14 protein-coding genes and 1 pseudogene are annotated in these 19,272 nt (G+C 72.7%); 7 read left to right on the top strand and 8 right to left on the bottom strand.

Going from position 1 to position 19,272, the window contains the following annotated elements:
* The first annotated feature begins 8 nt into the window (after window positions 1-8).
* Both OP04_RS12270 and gabT read left to right on the top strand, forming a co-directional pair.
* On the top strand, window positions 9-1,445 hold the full coding sequence (locus tag OP04_RS12270; RefSeq protein WP_033339680.1) for a gamma-aminobutyraldehyde dehydrogenase: 1,437 nt from the start codon (window positions 9-11) through the stop codon (window positions 1,443-1,445).
* Window positions 1,446-2,726, top strand: a complete 1,281-nt coding sequence (gabT, locus tag OP04_RS12265; protein ID WP_033339679.1) for a 4-aminobutyrate--2-oxoglutarate transaminase — start codon at window positions 1,446-1,448, stop codon at window positions 2,724-2,726.
* On the opposite strand, the gene OP04_RS12260 is transcribed toward gabT, so the two are convergent.
* The 3 genes and pseudogenes from OP04_RS12260 to OP04_RS56970 all read right to left on the bottom strand — a co-directional run.
* The gene (locus OP04_RS12260; protein ID WP_232323559.1) at window positions 2,723-3,166 is read right to left on the bottom strand and encodes a hypothetical protein; all 444 of its coding nucleotides are present in this window, start codon (window positions 3,164-3,166) and stop codon (window positions 2,723-2,725) included. The genes gabT and OP04_RS12260 overlap by 4 nt on opposite strands.
* Window positions 3,159-8,798 (bottom strand): toxin glutamine deamidase domain-containing protein, encoded by a 5,640-nt coding sequence (locus OP04_RS56435; RefSeq protein ID WP_157239721.1) that lies wholly within the window; start codon window positions 8,796-8,798, stop codon window positions 3,159-3,161. Before OP04_RS56435 ends, OP04_RS12260 begins: the two co-directional genes overlap by 8 nt.
* A gap of 360 nt (window positions 8,799-9,158) precedes the next feature.
* Window positions 9,159-9,575, bottom strand: a pseudogene (locus tag OP04_RS56970) (WXG100-like domain-containing protein); the annotation flags it as partial.
* A 152-nt stretch (window positions 9,576-9,727) separates the two neighbouring features.
* Between OP04_RS56970 and exaC the strand changes: the two are divergent.
* Together exaC and OP04_RS12245 are read left to right on the top strand one after the other, a co-directional pair.
* Window positions 9,728-11,251: an acetaldehyde dehydrogenase ExaC gene (gene exaC / locus OP04_RS12250; RefSeq protein ID WP_033339676.1), complete on the top strand. Its 1,524-nt coding sequence runs from the start codon at window positions 9,728-9,730 to the stop codon at window positions 11,249-11,251.
* 48 nt (window positions 11,252-11,299) lie between these two features.
* Window positions 11,300-11,677 (top strand): DUF779 domain-containing protein, encoded by a 378-nt coding sequence (locus OP04_RS12245; RefSeq protein ID WP_033339675.1) that lies wholly within the window; start codon window positions 11,300-11,302, stop codon window positions 11,675-11,677.
* A gap of 273 nt (window positions 11,678-11,950) precedes the next feature.
* Here OP04_RS12245 and OP04_RS12240 read toward each other — a convergent pair whose 3' ends face one another.
* The 4 genes from OP04_RS12240 to OP04_RS12225 form a co-directional block, all read right to left on the bottom strand.
* Window positions 11,951-13,366 carry a GMC family oxidoreductase gene (locus tag OP04_RS12240; protein ID WP_033339674.1) on the bottom strand — a complete coding sequence of 472 codons (1,416 nt, stop codon included), beginning with the start codon at window positions 13,364-13,366 and terminating at the stop codon, window positions 11,951-11,953.
* Window positions 13,367-13,465: 99 nt separating this feature from the next.
* Window positions 13,466-14,092, bottom strand: coding sequence for a helix-turn-helix domain-containing protein (locus OP04_RS12235; protein ID WP_085066394.1), 627 nt, complete (start codon window positions 14,090-14,092; stop codon window positions 13,466-13,468).
* A 10-nt stretch (window positions 14,093-14,102) separates the two neighbouring features.
* Entirely contained in the window at window positions 14,103-15,356 is a 1,254-nt protein-coding gene (locus OP04_RS12230; protein WP_033339672.1) for a helix-turn-helix domain-containing protein, read from the bottom strand.
* A gap of 77 nt (window positions 15,357-15,433) precedes the next feature.
* Window positions 15,434-16,690 (bottom strand): SUKH-3 domain-containing protein, encoded by a 1,257-nt coding sequence (locus tag OP04_RS12225; protein ID WP_033339671.1) that lies wholly within the window; start codon window positions 16,688-16,690, stop codon window positions 15,434-15,436.
* A gap of 102 nt (window positions 16,691-16,792) precedes the next feature.
* Here OP04_RS12225 and OP04_RS12220 point away from each other — a divergent pair, with 102 nt between their 5' ends.
* A complete protein-coding gene (locus tag OP04_RS12220) occupies window positions 16,793-17,209 on the top strand; it encodes a YbaB/EbfC family nucleoid-associated protein (protein WP_033339670.1) in 417 nt (138 codons plus the stop codon).
* The gene (locus OP04_RS12215; RefSeq protein WP_051797648.1) at window positions 17,206-17,544 is read left to right on the top strand and encodes a hypothetical protein; all 339 of its coding nucleotides are present in this window, start codon (window positions 17,206-17,208) and stop codon (window positions 17,542-17,544) included. Before OP04_RS12220 ends, OP04_RS12215 begins: the two co-directional genes overlap by 4 nt.
* Here the strand turns inward: OP04_RS12215 and OP04_RS12210 are convergent.
* Window positions 17,541-18,134, bottom strand: coding sequence for a LysE/ArgO family amino acid transporter (locus tag OP04_RS12210; protein WP_033339669.1), 594 nt, complete (start codon window positions 18,132-18,134; stop codon window positions 17,541-17,543). The genes OP04_RS12215 and OP04_RS12210 overlap by 4 nt on opposite strands.
* A gap of 70 nt (window positions 18,135-18,204) precedes the next feature.
* On the opposite strand from OP04_RS12210, the gene OP04_RS12205 reads away from it, so the two are divergent.
* Complete coding sequence (locus OP04_RS12205; protein ID WP_033339668.1) at window positions 18,205-19,089, top strand: LysR family transcriptional regulator ArgP; 885 nt, start codon at window positions 18,205-18,207, stop codon at window positions 19,087-19,089.
* The last annotated feature ends 183 nt before the right edge of the window (window positions 19,090-19,272 follow it).

Below are 19,272 nucleotides of genomic sequence, written 5' to 3'. Positions count from 1 at the left end.
GAGATGACATGACCGACAAGCTGGTGCTCCGCAACTTCATCAACGGCGCGTTCACCGACCCGGCCGACGGTCGTTACTCCGACCTGATCGACCCGACGAACGGCGAGGTCTTCGCGCAGGCGCCGGTCTCCGGTGAGCACGATGTGGACGCGGCCATGCGCGCCGCCGCCACCGCGTTCGAGACGTGGCGCGACACCACGCCGGCCGAGCGGCAGCGCGCACTGCTCAAGATCGCGGATGCGGTCGAGTCCCGCGCGGCCGAGCTGGTCGACGCGGAGGTCCGCAACACCGGCAAGCCCCGGCAGCTGACCACGGACGAGGAGTTGCCGCCCTCCGTCGACCAGCTGCGCTTCTTCGCCGGCGCGGCCCGCATGCTGGAGGGCAAGTCCGCCGGCACCTACCTGGCCGGCCACGAGTCCTATGTGCGGCGCGAGCCCATCGGCGTCTGCGCCCAGGTCACCCCGTGGAACTATCCGCTGATGATGGCCATCTGGAAGATCGCGCCCGCGCTCGCGGCCGGCAACACCGTGGTCCTCAAGCCGTCCGACACCACGCCGGTCTCCACGCTGCTGCTCGCCGAGATCGCGGCCGAGTTCCTGCCGCCCGGCGTGTTCAACGTGGTCGCCGGCGACCGGGACACCGGCCGCGCGCTCGTCGCCCACCGCACGCCGCAGTTCGTCTCGATCACCGGCTCCACCCGGGCCGGCCGCGAGGTCGCCCGGGCCGCCGCGCCCGACCTCAAACGCACCCACCTGGAGCTGGGCGGCAAGGCCCCGGTCGTGCTCTTCGACGACGCCGATGTGGAGGCCGCGGCCGCCGCGATCGCCGGCGGCGGCTACTTCAACGCCGGGCAGGACTGCACGGCCGCGACCCGGGTGCTCGCCGGCCCCGGCATCTACGCGGACCTGGTGGCCGCGCTCACCGCCGAGGCGCGGAACACGCGCACCGGCCTGCCCGACGATCCTGATGTGGCCTACGGGCCGCTCAACAACGCCTCGCAGCTGGACCGGGTCTCCGGCTTCCTCGCCCGCGTGCCGGATCACGCGTCGGTCGAGACCGGCGGCACCCGGGTCGGCGACCGCGGCTACTTCTACTCCCCCACCGTGATCTCCGGCGTGCGGCAGGACGACGAGCTGATCCAGGACGAGGTGTTCGGGCCGGTCATCACCGTGCAGCGCTTCTCCGGCGAGGACGAGGCGGTGCGCTGGGCGAACGGTGTCGACTACGGGCTCGCGGCCTCGGTCTGGACACGGGACCACGGCCGGGCCATGCGGATGACGCGGCGGCTCGACTTCGGGTGCGTCTGGGTCAACACGCACATCCCGTTCGTCTCCGAGATGCCGCACGGCGGGTTCAAGCACAGCGGGCACGGCAAGGATCTCTCGCTGTATTCGCTGGAGGACTACACCCGGGTCAAGCACGTCATGCACAACATCGAGGTGTGAATGTCGTCCAAGTCGCTTCATGACCGGCGTCGCGCGGCCGTCGCCCCCGGTGTCAGCAGCGTCATCGACTCCTACGTCTCGCACGCCTCCGGCGGCACGCTGACCGACGTCGACGGGCGGGAGTGGATCGACTTCGCGGCCGGGATCGCGGTCACCAACGTGGGCAACTCGGCGCCGCGCGTGGTCGAGGCCGTGCGCGCGCAGGTGGAGCGGTTCACGCACACCTGCTTCATGGTCGCGCCGTACGAGGTCTACATCGACGTGTGCGAGCAGCTCAACGCGCTGACGCCGGGCACGTTCGAGAAGCGGTCCGCGCTGTTCAACTCCGGCGCGGAGGCGGTGGAGAACGCCGTCAAGATCGCGCGCCATGCGACCGGGCGGCCCGCGATCGTGGTGTTCGAGCACGCCTACCACGGGCGCACCAACCTGACCATGGCGCTGACCGCGAAGAACATGCCGTACAAGCACCGGTTCGGCCCGTTCGCCGGGGAGATCTACCGGGTGCCCATGTCGTACCCGCTCCGCGACACACTCGACGGCCCCGCCGCGGCCGCCCGCGCCATCGACCTGATCGAGAAGCAGGTCGGCGCCGCCAACGTGGCCGCCGTGCTCATCGAGCCGATCCAGGGCGAGGGCGGCTTCGTCGTGCCCGCGCCGGGCTTCGTCTCCGGCCTGCACGCCTGGGCCACGGGCGCCGGCGCGGTCCTCATCGCGGACGAGATCCAGACCGGGTTCTGCCGCACCGGCGACTGGTTCGCGTCGACGTTCGAGGGTGTCGAACCCGATCTGATCACCACCGCGAAAGGCCTGGGCGGCGGGCTGCCGCTGGCCGGCGTCACCGGGCGGGCCGCGATCATGGACGCGGTGCACGTCGGCGGGCTGGGCGGCACCTACGGCGGCAATCCGATCGCGTGCGCGGCAGCGCTGGCCGGCATCGAGACCATGCGTGAACTGTCGCTCGCGGACGCGGCCGTCGCGATCGAGGCGGCCATGGTGCCGCGACTGCGGGCCATCGCGGAGCAGGACCCCAGAATCGCGGAGGTACGCGGCCGGGGCGCGATGCTCGCGGTCGAGATCGTGGTGCCGGGCGGCGAACTGACCCCGGACCCGGCGACGACCGCGGCCGTGTCCGCGGCCTGCCATCGGGGCGGGCTACTGACGCTGACCTGCGGGACGTACGGGAACGTGCTCCGCTTCCTGCCCCCGCTGGTCATGCCGGCGGAGACGCTGGAGCGCGGGATGAGGATCCTGGAGGGGGCGTTCGCGTCGGTGGGTCGTTAGGCGGCGAGGGTCGGATCGGCGGCGGGGTCGCCCTGCTGCTGCAGAACGGTCTCGAACATGACGTAGGTGCGGCGGCGGAGACCCTCGACGAGGAGACGCTCGCGGTCGGTGAGGCGACGGTTCTCGGCGTCGGCGGTCTCTTCGAGGGCGCGGATGGTGTCGTAGAGGGCGTAGACCGGCCCCTCGCCCTGCAGGTACCGACCGCGGGCGCGCTCGGTCCGCTGCACGAATTCCTCCGGGGTCAATACGCTGACCTCCTGCGTCGTGCCATGCAGGATGTCATCCGCGATGTCGTTTCGCGGTTCCCACCCGCCTGTTTCACCGGAAAATCGCCAGATCTCGGCACCACCTCCAGACGTGGCGACCATTTTCCCGGGAAATTTGTAGTACAGGAAATAGTAGGGAAGCGTCAGGCCAGGCGGGTTATACATTTCAGCCATCAATCCCCCTCGCAGATTGCAGCGCCTCCCAGAAATATCGCTGCTGAGCTCTCATCAGGCCATCATGTATCGCTTGTTCCCTCAACGTCATGCCGCGGCCCGCCTCCTTGGCCAGGCTCGCCAGATCACGACGCACCTCGAAAAGCGAATGCTCCCACACCGCGACATCGTCCACAGCCTTCAGATGGATTCGCAACTCGGCGATATGACCATCGGCCAAGCGAACGTTTGTCCGCAGATCCCGATAACCGCTCTTGGCCGGGCTCTTGATTCGGTCGTCGAACTCCACCACGCGTAGAGACGGATCCTCGTCGATCATCCGCAGCGCCCGGTAGGCATCACCAAGCGACTCGAACTCAATGTAAGCGCCCGCAAGATCGGTCAGCAGCGAGGCGTCATTGACATATTCGGCGATCTTGTCCATCACGCGCTGCCGGCTCTTCGGCTTCGGGCGAGAATGCAGCTCTCCCCCGGATCGATCCGCGATTTCGCCCGCCACCCGATTGAGTTCTGCTTGAGCCTCCACCGATCGGACATAAAGCATATCGACATAATTGTCTAGATAAACTCTGTCCCGGCTGCGCCGCATATCGAAATCCGGCTGATGGGCTTGATCAGTTCGTGTGGCAAGAGACGTGCTGATCTCTGCCTGATCATCGGTAAGCGCGAACGGCGGCGGCCCCTCGACCGGCTGTGGTGGCAGGCCCGCTGCGGACCGCTCCTCGACCTCGGCCAGGACCTCGGCGACCACGTCGATTGCCTGCTGGTGTGTGGCGAGGTTGTGGAGGGTCAGGGGGCGGGACAGGAGGCTGTGGCGAAGTTCGGATGAGGACTGGATGACGCGGACCAGGTCGGGGTGGGCGATCAGCTGGCCTACCAGGTGTTCCGCGACCAGTGGGCGTCCGGGTTCCGGTGAGTCCCAGGCCGAGGACAGCGCGGTCTGCACGTCGGGGCTGGACAGCAGCGTGGACACCTCACGCACCTCGGCCGCGGACAGTGCCGGGGCCAGGCGGGACAGCGTGGCCGGGGTCAGGTTCGCGGCGAGCTGGGCCGGGGTGAGGCCGGCGGCCAGCGCGGCATCGAGGTCGGGGGCCGTGGCGAGGGCGGCTTCCGGCGTACCCACGAAGGCTCTTTGCGCCGCAAGGCGGGTTTCCCGAAGGGCCTCGTCGGGGGAGATTCCGGTCGGGGCGGGCGCGTCCGTGCTCCACGTGCCCGGCGGGTGGCCCGGGATCGGGTGCGGCGTGGTGTCCGCGTGCAGCAGCAGCGCGTCCAGTGTCGTCACGCCGTCGTGGTAGAGCGGGCCGGTGTCCGCGTACTCGCCGGTCTGCGGGTCGAGGTAGACGATGGTGCCGTCCTGGTTGACCGCGACGGACGCGTGCGCGCCGCCGGCCTCCCAGCCGTGCACGATCATGGCCATGGCGCCCGGCCCGGCGTCCAGCAGCCGGTCCTCGATCGTCACATAGGCGTGGTCCACGCCCTCCGGGCCCGTGGCCAGCGCCTGGAACCGGCCGCCGGTCAGCGCCTCGGCCCGCGCCACGCCGCCGGACTCCCCGCCGGTCGGGCGCGCGGGATCGCCGCCCGCGTATCCGTCGAACGTCCTCGGCGCGGCCACCCGCGGCCGGCCGTGCGCCCAGGTCTCGTAGAACGAGAGCACGGAGTCCACACAGTTCAGCCCGCGTGTCGGATCGGCCGCCGGGCCGCCGTCGTTCTGCAGGCCGAACCAGCCCGCGCCGCGCGGATCCGCGTGCCGCACGAAGTCGCCGCCCGGCCCGCGCGGCAGCGCCCGTTCCAGGTCACGCTGATGCGTGGCCAGCGGCGGACGCAGCCCTCCCGGCCGCCCGTAGGGCCGCGACGCCTCCACCGGCGCCGGCTCGCCACCGCCGGTGGCCACGGACAGCACGCCGGTGTCGACCGGCCCGTCCGCCAGCAGCCCGACGTCCCGGTTCGCGAGGGCCCGCTCGCCGGCGTCCAGGTCATGCGTCGCGGGCGCGCTCCTGCCCGCCGGTGCCGCTTCTGCCGCCGCATCGAACCGGGCGGACCGCGCATCCTGCCGCGCCGCCTCCGCCGCCCAGTCGCCGCCGCGCTGCCTCGCCAGCTCCGCGCTGTGCCGCGCCTGCGCCGCCGACTCCTGCCACGGCCGCACCTGCTCACACCGCCGCCGGAACTCCACCTCCGCGAACCGGAATTCCCGATTCGCCCCGGGTGCCCGCCGATCCAGAAGATCCTCATCGGGTACGCGATCAGGGCGCGTTCCCGCGTTGAGGACCGGCCCGCCCGGGTCGCCGAGGCTCGCGGTGCCCGCGCCGGCGACGGTCCGCGGCTCCGGCGGGTCATCCGACATGGACGATTCGCTGCCGACCACGCCGCCGGCAGGCGTCACGTCCGGTGTGCCGGTCGGCTCCGGTCGCGCTTCGGCGGTCCGGGGCGGGGTTCCCGCCGGATCGGTGCGGGTGATGCTGGGCAACCCGTCCATGCCGGGCCCGGCCGGGTTCGTGGCGCTGGGCGATGGCAAACCCGTGTCCTGCCGGGCCGCGTTTCCCGCCTGATCCGTGCCAGCGGGCGTCGGAGTGTCCGCGGCCTGCCGGGCCGGGCTTTCTGCCTGGCCCGTGCCGCCAGCGCCAGGCACCGACGTGCCTGGGTCCTGTCGCACCGCGTCTTCCGCAGGGTCCACGTCGCCGGCGCCGGCCGCCGGCATGACCGCATCTTGCTGGGCAGAGGTTTCTGCAAGATCCGTGCCACCGGGCGCCGACGTATCCGCGTCTTGCCTGGCCGGAATTTCTGCCGGGTCTGTGCTGGTGGGGGCACTGCGGCTTTCGGAAGCGACGACCGGGAAGTCCGTCGTCGGCATGCCGAACTCGTTGGGGCCGATCAGGCCGGGTGTAACCGGGCGCTGTGACGGTGGTGTCTGCCCGCCGGGCACGGTGCCGGATCCGATCGAGCCGGACACGACGGGCTGCTGCGCTGGCGGCGCATGCTCGCCGAGCGCTGCGCCGGCTCCGATCACACCCGGCGTGGTCGGCTGCTGCGAAGGGGGTGTCCGCCCTCCGGGTGCTGTGCGTGGGACGGTCGGCACGCGTCCGCCGGGTGCCGTGGCGATGGGTGCCGTGCCGGTGCTCGCCGGCGTGCTGCCGGGCGGTGTGGCGGGACGCGCGCCTGCTGGGGTGCTTCCCGCGGCGTTCGCGCCCGGTGCGGGGCGCGGCGGCAGCACCGGCTCCTCGATGCCGAACGACGCCGAACCGAGGACGCCGGGTGACGGCACCCCTGGCTGCGTGATCGGGTTCTGGGCGGGGCGGAAGCCCTGGTCCGTGGGTTTTCCGCCGGTACCGCCGCTCCTGGACGATCCGCGCGCTCCACCGCCCATCCCGACTCCGCCCATCGGGGGCGCGATGAAGACGCCACCGGCTCCGCTGGAAGCGTTCCCGCTGGATTCCGAGGTGGGGATCGGTGCCGCCGGGGCCGAGGCGAGTTCCGGACCGGCCTCCTGGGCAGGCGCGGGCGCGGCGTCTCCGGCCAGCATGCTCGGCACGGCCGCACGGCCCATCGCCGCCGACCCAGGTGTTTCACCGCCTGCCGCCACCGACGCGGGAGTTTCACCGCCTGCCGCCACCGACGCGGGAGTTTCACCGCCTGCCGCCACCGACGCGGGTGTCTCAGCACCTGCCGTCGCCGACGCGGCCGGCTCCACGCCTGCCGCCGGTAGAGGCGTGTCTCCGCCCGTCGGCAGCGTGAGTCCGGCGGCGCTGCCACCGGCGATCGGGCCGGGTGCGGACACGGTCCGGTCGGGTCCGGCAGCCGTGGGCCGGTCGGCCTCGTCTGTGCTGTCCCCAACGGCGGTCCGCGAGCCGAGCACGTCACCCGAGCCGATACCGCTCCCACCGGCGAGCAGCCCGGTGGCCGGCCGCCCGGTGGAAGGCCGTCCAGCACCGTCGCCCGGGTCGGGTGCCGCCATCGGCGGGGCAGGGCTTTCGCTTCCTGGCGTTCGGCGCGGGCCGTCCTGCCAGCCGTCGACGGACCTCTGTGCGGACTCGACGTCGCCTGCCAGCGCCGGGCCGAGGCCACCCGCGAGCGTGCCGGACGTGCTGGCGGCAGACACCGGCGGAACCTGTCCGGAAGCCGGTCCCGCTGACCCCCACGCCGCCTCGGACGGACCGAAAGCAGACCCGGACAGGCCGCCACCGGACCCGGACAGGCCGCCGGCAGATCCGGGCGAACCACCGGCGATCCCGGACGGACCGGCCGCGGCGACCGGCGGAACCGGCGCCGCCGTGGGCGAACTCGACCCAGGCGGTGCCGCCTGACCTGCCACGGGAGCGGGCACGGCGGTGTCGCCGGGCACGGCGGCGGGCGGCCGGGCGGAGCCGTCGGTCCAGCCACCGACGGCTTCCGAGGCTGCTGCGGCGTCGGACATGGTCATGGCGAGGCTGGCACCGGCGCCGCTCACGAGCGGTCCGGCCGTACCGAGCGATCGGCCCATCGCCCCGGCCGCTCCGGCGAGGGGTGACATCGCGGCGGAATCCGAGGGCGCACCGGCCGGCGACGGTCGTGCGTCCGAGTCCGCGTCACCGTCGCGGTCGCCGGAGACGACCGGGCTGTCCGCGTGGGAACGTGACGCATCGCTTGCCGCGCCGCCGATCGCTGAAGCCAGTCCGGTGCCCGACGACACCCCCGGCTGCGCTGACGGCACCCCCGGCTCCGCTCCGGACCCGTTGTCTGCCCACGAGGCGGCCGGGACCGCCGACGCGGCCGCCTCGCTGCCTCCGATCGACGGCCGGAAATCCGCACGCGGAGCCGATTCCGCCACCACCGGAAAGCCTCCAGTCGGAGAGCCTCCGAGCGGAAAGGCTCCGGGCGGAGAGCCCCCGGGCGGAGCATCCGTCCCCGGTGCCGGCACCGAGCCGCCGGCTGAGGTGGCCACGGCAGGCTCCGCGCGCGGAGCCGAATCCGACGCGGCCTCGACGTCGGCACGAGCCGTCTCCACGCCGCCGGAAGCAACCGCGGCAGCCTCCGCACGCCCCACCGAGTCAGCGGGCGCGCCGCTCGATCCGAGATCAGGGGCGGTCCCGACGCCCTCGACCGAGCCCGCGGTCAGCACCGGCCCGTCAGTAGCCACAGTCAGAAGCGGCCCGCCGGCGGAAACAGCCGACACGGATTCCCCACGTGGTGCCGGATCGGCACCGGCGGGCGTCACGTCCGCTCCCGTCGCAGCCCGAGGCGTCAGGTCGCCCGGCCCCGAATCAGCGGAAAGCAGGCCCGGTGATGCGGCCGGAGCGGCAGGTTCCACACGAGACGCCAGGTCCGGAGCAACGGGCGACCCGTCCCCCGGCCCCGCACCACCATCCGAGGCGGCAGCAGCGGAGACAACGCCCCCCGAAGGCGACAGCGCTGCCTCAAAAGTCGCCGCCGGCGACCCCGCCGGTTCAGCGATCGACGTCAGATCCGCATACGGATCCCCGCCGCCCGTCACCGCCGGCCTATCCGTCAAGCCGTCGAGCTTGGCCGCCAGATCCGTGTTGAGCCCGTCCGTCACGCCGGAGACCGCCGCGCCGCGCGCACCCGACGTGCCCGCCATCGCGAGGCCGGAGAGCGACACCTCGCCCCCGGTCGCCAGCGACGCACCCACCTCGCCGAGCACCTCACCGGCTGCCCCGCGCACCACCCCGTCCGCGAATCCGCCGGACGCACGGACGCCGGCCATGGACGCGGCCGCTCCTCCGGCGAACCCGCCGACCGCGGAGTCCCGGAGCGACGCCCCGTCGACACCGTCCCGGCGACCGGCGTCGACCTGATGCGCCTGGATCGCGCCGTCCAGCGCGACCTCCTGGGCTGCCTCGGTGAGGCCTTCGCGCAGCCCACGGCGTACCGGTCGAAGCTCGGATCTGATGGTTTTCTTGGCCATGGCGGCCAGGAGCTTCTTGAAGATCTGCTGGACCGTGATCCGGCTGACGGCCATCGCGGCGGTGGCGGCGGGCGTGGCGGCGCCGAGCGTCAGCGCCATCGCGATGATCAGGGAGATCAGCTCGATGACGAGGAGCGTGACCTCGATCCAGACTTCGAGTTTGGCGGCCTCGATGTCGCAGCCGCACTCCTCGACCATCTTCGCGACCTCGTCGGCGGCGGTCATCAGCTGGTCGACGGCGGCGTGGTCACCGGCGGCGACGGCGGCCCAGGCGGTGCGGAACGCGTCCACGACCGGGCCGGTCTCGCCGTAGCCGTCGATGAACGCGGCGGCGCCGGAAGCGGCGTGCGAGGCGGGGGCGGCGAGCGCGCCGGAGACCGTGTACCACTCGTCGGCGAGGTCCCAGACGGCACGTTCGTCGCCTTCGGGCCATTCGACGCCGATGACCCATTCGAGGCCTTCGCGGACCCAGCCGGGGGCGTCGAACCAGAGCAGGTCGAGCGGGTGCGGCACGGGGCTCGTCAATGCCGCCACGAATCCCCCCGAACGCCGCCCCGCCACGAGACACCCATTCAAGCAGGCGAACGCCAATGAAACGACCTCATGCAACGTTCGTGCAACGTCTGCGTAACTAGCGTGCGGCCGAGAGTGAGGGAGGACGGCACATGACCGTTTACGCAGCGCCCGGACAGGACGGCGCGATCGTCTCCTACGAGTCCCGCTACGACCACTGGATCGGCGGCGAGTACGTCGCGCCGGCCAAGGGCCAGTACTTCGAGAACCCGAGCCCGGTCAACGGGCGGTCCTTCACCGAGATCGCCCGCGGCACCGCCGACGACGTGGAGCGGGCGCTGGACGCGGCGCACGGCGCGGCGGACGCCTGGGGCCGCACGTCCGTCGCGGACCGGGCGAACATCCTGAACCGGATCGCGGACCGGCTGGAGCAGAACCTGGAGAAGCTCGCGGTCGCGGAGAGCTGGGAGAACGGCAAGCCGGTCCGGGAGACGCTGGCGGCGGACCTGCCGCTGGCGGTGGACCACTTCCGCTACTTCGCCGGCGCGATCCGGGCGCAGGAGGGCGGGCTCGCGGAGCTGGACGACGACACCGTGGCGTACCACTTCCACGAGCCGCTGGGCGTGGTCGCGCAGATCATCCCGTGGAACTTCCCGATCCTGATGGCGGTGTGGAAGCTGGCCCCGGCGCTCGCGGCCGGCAACACCGTGGTGCTGAAGCCGGCCGAGCAGACGCCGGCCTCGATCCACCTGATGATGAGCCTGATCGCGGACCTGCTGCCGCCGGGCGTGGTCAACATCGTCAACGGTTTCGGCGTGGAGGCCGGCAAGCCGCTGGCCAGCAGCGCACGGGTGGCGAAGGTGGCGTTCACCGGCGAGACCACCACCGGGCGGCTGATCATGCAGTACGCCTCGGAGAACATCAAGCCGGTCACGCTGGAGCTGGGCGGCAAGAGCCCGAACCTGTTCTTCGACGACGTGTCCGCCCGCGACGACGACTTCCTGGACAAGGCGCTCGAGGGCTTCACCATGTTCGCGCTGAACCAGGGCGAGGTCTGCACCTGCCCGTCGCGCGCGCTGATCCAGCAGGGCCATTACTCGGACTTCCTGGCCGCGGCCGTCGACCGAACCAACGCCATCAAGCAGGGCAATCCGCTCGACACGGACACCATGGTCGGCGCGCAGGCGTCCAACGACCAGTTGGAGAAGATCCTGTCGTACCTGGACATCGGCCAGCGCGAGGGCGCGAAGCTGCTGACCGGCGGCGAGCGCGCGGACCTGGGCGGCGACCTGGCCGGCGGCTACTACGTGCAGCCGACGATCTTCCAGGGCGACAACGCCATGCGGATCTTCCAGGAGGAGATCTTCGGCCCGGTGGTCTCGGTCGCGTCGTTCTCCGACTTCGCGGACGGCATCAAGATCGCCAACGACACGCTCTACGGCCTCGGCGCCGGCGTGTGGACGCGCGACATGAACACGGCGTACCGGGCCGGGCGCGCGATCCAGGCCGGCCGCGTCTGGACGAACTGCTACCACGCCTACCCTGCGCACGCGGCGTTCGGCGGCTACAAGCAGTCCGGCATCGGCCGGGAGAACCACCGGATGATGCTCGACCACTACCAGCAGACCAAGAACCTGCTGGTCAGCTACTCGACGAAGAAGCAGGGCTTCTTCTAGAACCGATACGGGGTGCGCCGGCGACGGCGTACCCCGGAAAGGTGCGACATGGTGGTATCCCGGGTGGAGGTCACGCCGGCCGCCGCCGACCTGATCAGGTCCCTGCACGGCACGCACGGCCCGCTGATGTTCCACCAGTCCGGCGGCTGCTGCGACGGCAGCGCGCCGATGTGCTTCCCGAGCGGCGAGTTCCGCACCGGCAGCGCCGACGTGCTGCTCGAGGAGCTCGACATCGACGGCGTCACCGAGCCGGTCACGTTCTGGATGTCCTCGTCCCAGTTCGCGCTCTGGCGCCACACCCACCTGACCGTCGACGTGGTCCCCGGCCGCGGCAGCGGCTTCTCCCTCGAAGCCCCGGAAGGCGTCCGCTTCCTGATCCGCTCCCGCCTGCTCACCGAGGACGAGCTGGCCGAGTTGGGAGACTAAAACCCTTCAAAAGCAGATTTCCCGCTTCCGGCGTGGTCCGGCAGCGTTGCTCCCGCGGGCACCGGTCGTCGCCGGCGCTCCTCCCTGCCGGTCCCGCCGTGGTCCGGAAAACCCGCCCGGATGCCCACCGCCCGGCGATCGGTGATCAGGGCGTCCCTCCTGTCGTCAGAGCAACATGGGGGACGCCCCGATCTCGCAGCGCACGCCGCCGCCCGGTCTCGGGAGCGCGGGGCGTGGGGCGCCGCATGTCCGGAGGCCGCAGGACAGCCGGTCTCAGCCCCGGATGAAGGCGGCGGCCCGCTCGCCGATCGCCACGCTCGGCGCCATCGTGTTGGCCATCGTGACGTGGGGCAGCACGGAGGCGTCCGCGACCCGGAGCCCGTCGACACCGTGGACGCGCAGGCGGGAGTCGACCACGGCGAGATCGTCGTGGCCCATCCTGGCGGTGCCGCACTGGTGCCAGAACGTCTCGACCGTCGCGCGCAGATGCGCCACCGGGTCGGACGTGCCCGGCGCGCGCTCGTCCGTGAGGTACGGGCGCAGCGCGGGCGCGGAGGCGACGGTCCGGACGGTGTCCAGCACGCGCAGCGCCGCGGCCACGTCGGCCGGGTCGGTGAAGTAGCCGGTGCGGATCAGCGGATCCGCCGCCGGGTCCACGGAGGCCAGCCGGACCCGGCCGGTGTCCGTCATCGACGTGCCGACCAGGAACGTGACGGTGCCGTCGGGCGTGGGCGTGACGTACAGGAACGCGGGCGACCCGTCGAGCTGCCAGAAGCAGCCGGCCCCGGTGTCACCCGGCGGCGGCAGCACCGCGCCCGGCCGCGTGTTCCAGACCAGGTTCAGCAGCGCGTGATCGTGCAGGTTGCGGCCGACGCCGGGCAGGTCCCGCACCACCGGGATCGCGTGACGGCGCAGCTCGGCCGCGTCCCCGAGGCCGGAGAGCATGAGCACCTTGGGCGTGTTGATCGCGCCGAGCGACAGCACCACCTCCGCCTCCGCCCGGATGTCCTCGACACGCCCGCCGGCGAGCACGCGGACGCCCACGGCCCTGCCGCCCTCGATCAGCACGCGCAGCACGAGCGTGCCGGTCATGACGGTCAGGTTGGGCAGCTCGCGGCCGGCCACGTAGGCCCGGTACGGCGACAGGCGCCGCCCGTCGACGACGGTCTTCTGCGAGGTCGCCGAGCCCCGCGCGGCCGTGGTGAGCGCGCCGTTCGGGCTCGGGTGTCCCGGGAAGCCGGCCTCCTCCGCCGCCGCGCGCACCGCCGTGCCGAACGGGGTGAGCGACGCGGGTGTCACCCGCATCGGGCCGGCCTCGACCCGCCGGAACACCTCGGTGATCGCCTCGTACCCCCAGGCAGGGTCGCCGGTGGCACGCGCGAAGGAGTCCCAGTCGTTGCGGTGCCCGCGCACCCAGTTGCACACGTTGACGCTGCCCCCGCCGCCGAGCACGCGGCCCATCGCGTACGGCAGCGACCGTCCCGCGACCGCCGGATCGGGCTCGGTGGTGAAGTGCCAGACCGTGTCCGCGCCCAGGTTCGCCGCCCACAGATCCGGGTTCCGGACGCTCTCCCGGTCGTCGTCGCCGCCCGCCTCGATCAGCAGCACGGAGACGCCCGGGTCCTCGGCGAGCCGCCCGGCCACGGCGGAGCCGGACGAGCCGGAGCCACACACCACGTAGTCGTACATGCGGTCCACGATGGCGAACCCGGCCCGGCGCGGCCAGCGGTTGTCCGCTGACCGGACTCGTCCGCGAACCGGCCGATCAGACGCTCCCGGAGCGGCCGGTCAGCCGTTGCCGGTGACGTGCCGGGTCAGCGCGACTGCGGCATGGTGCAGCGGCGCCGCGAACCGTTCCGCGGGCTCGGCGACGCTGCCGATCTGCAACGCGGCCCGGACGCCCCCGGGCAGCGTCAACGGCACCGCGTAGCAGGTCAGACCGTTCATCTCGGCCCCGTGATCGACCAGGACGCCGGGCCCCGAGGACGGCGCGGACCCGAGCAGCACGCCCGCGGCCGTGAACGCGGGCATCGTCGCGCCCGGCCGCGTGTCCGGCACCGGCTCGCCGCCCAGCACGCTCTCCAGCACCACGAAGGCCCCGTCCGACGGCACGATCAGCGAAACGGTCGCGCCGGTCTCCCGGCGCAGCACGCGCAGGACCTGCGAGGCGGGTCTCCGCAGGCCGGCGAACGGCTCGACGTGCCGCGCGATCCGGACCAGCCCGGCCGACAGCGTCCAGCGGCCGTCCGCCAGATCCACGGCGCCGGCGTCGCGCAACTGGTCGAGCAGCCGGTACACGGTGGGCCGGGGCAGCCCGGTCAGTTCCGCCAGACGCGACACCTGACGGTCCGTCCCGGCCTCGGGCAACGCGCGCAGGATGCGGAAAGCGCCGTCCACCACGCTTCGACTCTCCACCCGCGAAACGCTACAACCCGTACTCGCGGTGGAGTGCGCGCAGCCGGGTGATCGCGAGGCCGCGGCGGGGGGAGCCGGCGGGCAGCGCGGACGCGAGCGCCTCCCAGGCCTGGAGGTCGTCGGCGCCCCACTCGGCGCGGACCCAGGTGTCGAGCAGCGCGGGGTCGCCGGCGCCGAAGATCGCGGCGCGCAGGCCGTCCTCCAGCGTGCGGCGCAGGCGGACGATGCCGGGCGCGTCGGAGCCGGGCAGCAGCGGGCCGGCGTAGCTGTCCAGCGCCTCGCGGACCAGGCCGGCGTCGAGCAGCCGGGGAAGCGACAGGAAGTCCGCGCCGACGCCCGGTTCGACCCGGTAGGGGCGCGAGCCGACCAGCGCGGGGCCGAGCGCGCGGCGCAGGCGGGACAGCTCCGCGCGGACCGTCACCGGCTGCTGGTGGTCCTCGCCGTAGAGGTCGAGGGCCAGCTGCTCACCGGTACGCCCCTCGGGGTGGCAGAGCAGCAGTGTCAGCAGTTCGCTGTGCCGCCGTCCCAGCCGGGTGCGCCGCCCGCCCACGGTCAGGACCGCCTCGTCGCGGCCGAGCGCGGTCACCACCGCGCGCGGGCCGGGCCGGTCCGGCGACGTCGCCAGCAGTGCCTCCGCGGCCCGCGCGGTCGCGGCGACCAGCGCGAGACTGTGCGGGTTCGCCAGGTGGTCGCCGCCGGTCAGGTCGACGGCGCCGAGCAGCCGCCCGGAGGCCGGGTCGTGGATCGGCGCGGCCGCGCACGTCCAGCGCTGGACCGGGCGGCTGAAGTGCTCGGTCGCGAAGATCTGCACGGAGTGGTCGACCGCGAGCGCGGTGCCGGGCGCGTTCGTACCCGCGTGCGTCTCGTCCCAGCGCGCGCCGGGCACGAAGTTCATGGCCGCGGCCTGCCGCAGCACCGAGGTGTGGCCCTCGACCCAGAGCAGGCGGCCGCCGGCGTCGCAGACCGCCATCAGGTTCTCGCCGTCGTCCGCGAGGCCGCCGAGCAGGTCGCGGAAGAGCGGCAGCACCCGGGCCAGCGGGTGCGAGGCGCGGTAGTCGGAGAGCTCGCCGTCGGTCAGGTCGGTGGGCGCGGTGGTGTCCGGGTCGACGGACGCGACCGCGGACCGCTGCCAGGACTCGGCCACGACGTCACGGACCTGCGTGGCCGTGCCCCCGTTGATGAACGCGTCGTGGGCACGGCGGATCTGGCCGATGCGCTCGGCCGGGTCGGCGCCGAGACGCAGGGCGAGCCACGGGTTGGACATCGGCGTCCTCCCGTTCCGGGGCGAGGGGGTCGACACCTATCGTGACCCACGTCACCCCACGCTGCCAACCGCCGCTTTCACCAGGTGCCGTCGTCGCGCACGCGGGCCGGCGCGTGTCCCTGCAGGAGCGCGATCATCGCCTGGTCCACGGTCGCGCCGAGGAACCACTCGCCGGCCTGGTCGAGCGCGAAGACGTTGCCGCGCTCGTCGACCGCGATGATGCTGTGGCCCTCCTCGCTGCCCATCGGGAACAGGCGCGTGCCGATCAGCCGGCCGAAGTCCGCCAGCGTGTCCGCGTTGTACGCGTTCCGCGCCGGGTTGATCTGCACGCGGCGGATCCACACGTCCCGGCCCGGCCCGCGGCGCGACGACGCCAGCAGCGGGAACTCGGTCAGCGCGGCGAGCGCGGCGGGGAAGGACTCGTGCCGGTGGCGCCGGCCGGCGACCGCGACCGCCTCCTTGATGCCCTCCTCCGCGTAGACCGGGTACGCGAAGTTCGGCTCCCAGGCGGCGGACTTCAGATCCTCGGCCACGTCCGGCGGGAAGCGGGCCGGGTCCGGCTCCGCGACCTCCAGGCCGGGCGGTGGCGGCTCCGGGAACTGCTCCTCCGCGAAGACCAGGTCCGACTCGGGCAGCACGCCGAAGTGCGCCAGCGCCCGGATCGACGACTCGGCCGGGAGCAGCGGCTCCGCCAGCACCGGGTCGCCGGGCTCACGCACCGGGAAGACCTCCAGCATCGCGCCGCGCAGCAGTTCACGCGCGGTGTCCAGGGTCAGCGGCGGCGCGTCCTGCGCGCGCAGCCGGCGATCGTGCTCGTGCAGCGCGTCGGAGAGCGCCAGGATCTCCGCGTGCCGGTCGCCGCCGCGCACCAGGTGCCCGGCCGGGAGCGCGGACAGGTAGTCGCGTACCAGCGGATGGTGGTTCAGGGTCTGATCGCCCTTGGCGCCGCGCGCGATGAACAGGTCGTAGCCGGTCTCGTCGCTGCCCACGGTGAGGTGCGCGGCCGTGGTCGGCGTCGGCAGCCGGCGCAGCGTGCGGCGCAGCTCGACCGCGGGGTCCGCGGTGCGGATCCGGATCCGGCGGGTGCGGCGGTACTGCTCCTCCACCATCGCCGGCGGCAGGCTCGGGAACGCGGACAGCTCACCGGTCTCGCGGTCGACGACGGTCCGGCCGCCGTCGTCCGGCTGGGTGAACACGCCCTGCGGCCGGCGGGTCCAGATCACGTAGCCCAGGTCGAATTCGTACAGCTCAGGTGTGCACTGGTAGCCATGGCGCAGCGAATCGCGTTCGGCCCAGACGGCGGCGAGCGCGTCCGCCTCCTCACGGGTGATCATCCGTAAACGTCCCCTCGGTCGTCCCGCTGCGCAACGTACCGGACACTGCCACTCGACTCGGCCCGGTATCGTCGACGCAGCCGCTACATCGGGGAGGTAACGGTGGCCCAGCACGCCAACCGGGACGCGAACGCGGCCCTCAAGGCCCGTTTCGCCGACGTCTACGGGCAGTACGAGCGGCTTCGCGACGGCATGGGTGAGATGCAGACCCGCCTCGCCGAGCTGACCATCTCCGCCACGGACGAGGAGGAGCTGATCCGGGCGACCGTCGGGCCGCGCGGCCAGCTGACGTCCCTGGAGATCGAGCCCCGGGCGTACCGCGTGTACGAGGCGCACGAGCTGGCCGAGCAGATCACCAAGGTGGTCGCCGAGGCCGCGGCGAGCGCGACGGATGCGGTGCAGGAGGTCATGGGTGACTACCTACCGGCCGGCACCGGCGCGATGGACTACCTGAAGGACGGCAAGTTCGGCTCGCTGCTGCGCAACAGCGACGCCCGCATGCGGGAGAGCAACGAATGACCGGTCCCGGCAACGAGCTGTTCCTCAACCCGGAGCGAGCGGCCCAGGGCGCGCGCGATCTCACGGACGCGGGCAGCGACTTCCTCAGTCAGCAGAAGTCGATCGCGCCGCAGATCCAGAGCCTCTCCTCCGGCCCGCCGTGGGGCGCGGACGAGATCGGCGCCGCGTTCGAGGCCCAGTACCGGCAGATCGAGTCTCAGCTGCTGACCGGCTGGGAGAAGCTCGGGACGTACGTCGAGGATCTGGGCGAGTCGGCCGCGCACGCGGTGCAGCAGAGCACCGCCACCGACGAGGCCAACGACGCCATCGTCCGGCGCACCTGGGGATCCCGCTAGGAGAGCACCAGCGTCAGGCCGAGGGCCGCCATGACGGCGGCGATCAGGCCGTCGACGACGCGCCAGGCGAGCGGGCGGGCCAGCAGCGGCGCGAGGCGCCGGGCGCCGAAGCCGAGCGCGGTGAACCAGACCAGGCTGGCCGCGGTGGCGCCGAGGCCGAAGAGCCACTGGTGCGGGTCCTGGTGGGCGATCGCGCCGAGCAGCACGACCGTGTCCAGGTAGACGTGCGGGTTGAGGAACGTGAAGGCCAGGCAGGCCAGCAGTGTGGCGCGGAGTGTGGCCGGCGGCCGGTCCGTGGGTGAGAGCACGCCGGGCCGCAGTGCACGGCGGGCGGCCAGCACGGCGTAGCCGAGCAGGAACGCGGCACCGCCCCAGCGCACGGCCGTGAGCGCGGCCGGGGCGGACGACAGCAGCGCGCCCAGCCCCGCGATGCCGGCGCCGATCAGGATCGCGTCGGAGATCGCGCAGGTGGCGACGACCGCGAGCACGTGTTCCCGCCGCAGGCCCTGGCGCAGGACGAACGCGTTCTGCGCGCCGATGGCGACGATGAGCGTGAGCGAGAAGCCGAAGCCGGCCAGGAGCGATCCCATGCGGATGACGCTAGGGCGACCGGTAGACGTACGGAAGCTAAAGATTCTGAAGGTCCATTAGAATCGCTTAATGGCGCTGGACCCGGTGCAGTTGGCGACGTTCCACGCGGTGATCGCGCAGGGCAGCTTCGACGCGGCCGCGCGGGCGCTGCACGTCACGCCGTCCGCCGTGAGCCAGCGGATCAAGGCGTTGGAGCAGGTCGTCGGCCAGGTGCTGGTGCGCCGTGTCCGGCCGTGCGAGCCGACGACCGCGGGCCAGGCGCTGGTACGGCTCGGCGGCCAGATCGCGCTGCTGGAGCAGGAGGCGCTGGGCGCGGCCCGGGGCACGCTCACAACCGCGGCCACGACCCGCCTGTCCGTGGTGGTCAACGCGGACTCGCTGGCCTACTGGTTCGTGCCCGCGCTCGTGGCCGTACCCGATGTGATCTTCGACCTGCACACCGACGACGAGGGCCACACGGCCGAGATGCTGCGCGCCGGCACCGTGATGGCGGCGGTGACCACGGAGGACGTGCCGGTGCAGGGCTGCAGCGTGCAGCCGCTCGGCGGGATGCGCTACCTCGCGGCCGCGTCGCCGGGCGCGCACGCGACCTGGTTCGCCGGGCGCGATCTCGCCTCCGCGCTGCCGGACGCGCCGATGATCCGCTTCAATCGCAAGGACGTGCTGCAACATCGTTTCGTCCGCGAGGTGACCGGCCTGCCGGACCTGGATCCGCCCGTGCACAGCGTGCCGGCGTCGTCCGCGTTCGACGCGGCGGTCCGGCTCGGGCTCGGCTGGGGGCTGTTGCCGGAGCAGATCGCGGCCGCGGACATCGCGGCCGGGCGGCTGGTCGACCTCGCGCCGGGGCGGTTCGTGGACGTGCCGCTCTACTGGCAGCGGTGGCGGCTGGAGTCGGCGGCGCTGACCGCGCTGACCGGCGCGGTGCGCACGGCGGCCGCGGCAGCGCTGCGGTAGAGACCGCGCCAGCACCGTGATCCACCTGGTGGAGCGCGTCCGGATACCGACAAAAGCGTCACAACCCGGATGATCCACAACCATGCTTATCCGGGGGTTCTTCGGGGTGAACCCGGATGAACCGACGATCACTCTCTGAAAGCGTCGGGAGACCCAACGCAACGCGGACGGAGGCACATCCCA

This window comes from Catenuloplanes japonicus (assembly GCF_000717135.1).
Taxonomy (GTDB): Bacteria; Actinomycetota; Actinomycetes; order Mycobacteriales; family Micromonosporaceae; genus Catenuloplanes; species Catenuloplanes japonicus.
The sequence above is the reverse complement of the archived record's forward strand: the minus strand, read 5'-3'. Positions and strand labels throughout refer to the sequence as shown.